This window comes from Streptomyces pseudogriseolus (assembly GCA_002154585.1).
GTDB lineage: Bacteria > Actinomycetota > Actinomycetes > Streptomycetales > Streptomycetaceae > Streptomyces > Streptomyces pseudogriseolus.
In genome coordinates, this window is record MUNG01000622.1 from 633 (window position 1) to 1690 (window position 1058).

General features: G+C 70.8%; 1 protein-coding gene and 1 pseudogene. Both read right to left on the reverse strand.

Annotation, left to right across the window (positions count from 1 at the left end):
* Positions 1-762 (reverse strand): annotated as a pseudogene (locus tag CCN29_RS36625) (acetate--CoA ligase family protein); the annotation flags it as partial.
* 32 nt (positions 763-794) lie between these two features.
* Positions 795-1058, reverse strand: a 264-nt coding sequence (locus tag CCN29_RS33525; RefSeq protein WP_442538662.1) for a CoA transferase, incomplete at its 5' end; no start/stop codon positions are given.

A 1058-nucleotide genomic window follows, 5' to 3' on the forward strand; every position in this document is an offset into this window, starting at 1 on the left:
GCGTTGGGGATCCGCTTGCGCCCCGCCTCCTCCAGCGCCGACGCCACGAACCGGGCGGGGATCGCGAAGACCGCCACATCCACCTCGCCGGGAACGTCGGTGACGCTCTTGTACGCCTTGCGGCCCACGATGTCATCGGCCCTGGGGTTCACCGGGTGGATCTCCCCGGCGAAACCGCCGTCGACGAGGTTGCGCATCACCGAGTTGCCGATCTTGCCGGACTCGTTGGACGCCCCGATCACCGCCACCGAGCGCGGCTGCATCAGCCGGGACCCCGGTGAGGATCTCCGCCGACCGGATCGAGTCCAGCATCGACAGCGTCTCGCCGGCGTCCACCGGCGCCAGCCGGAACGTCACGTCCTTCAGCACCTCGACGAGCACCCCGCCGAGCCCGAACGCCACCACCTTCCCGAACGTCGGGTCGGTGACCGCGCCGACGATGACCTCCTGCCCCTGCGGCAGCAGCTCCTGCACCTGCACTCCCTCAATCCGGGCGTCCGGCGCGTACGCCCGCGCGTTCCCGACGATCCGGCAGAACGCGGCCCGCACGTCCGCGGCCCCCTCGACGCCGACCACGACCCCGCCGGCGTCGGTCTTGTGCAGGATGTCCGGCGACACGATCTTCATCACCACGGGCCCGCCCAGCCGCGCCGCGCACGCCACCGCCTCGTCGACGTCCCGCGCCAGCTCCTCCCCGGGCACGGCGATCCCGTACGCGTCGGCGATCACCTTGCCCTCGGGCGCGGTCAGCGCCGTCCGCCCGCACCTTCGCCGTCCGGTCCTCCGCCATCACGTCAGATCACCCCGTTCGACTTGAGCAGACGCAACTCCTCGTCGCCAAGCCCGAGTTCGCCGACGTACACCTCTTCGTTGTGCTCGCCGAGCAGCGGGGAGGCGACCACCTCGACGGGGGAGTCGGACAGCTTCAGCGGACTGCCGACGGTGACGAACTCGCCGCGCTCCGGGTGCGGGACGGTCACCACCATCTCGTTGGCGACCAGCGAGTCGTCCTCGATGATCTCCTTGGTGGACAGGATCGGCCCGCACGGGATGTTGTG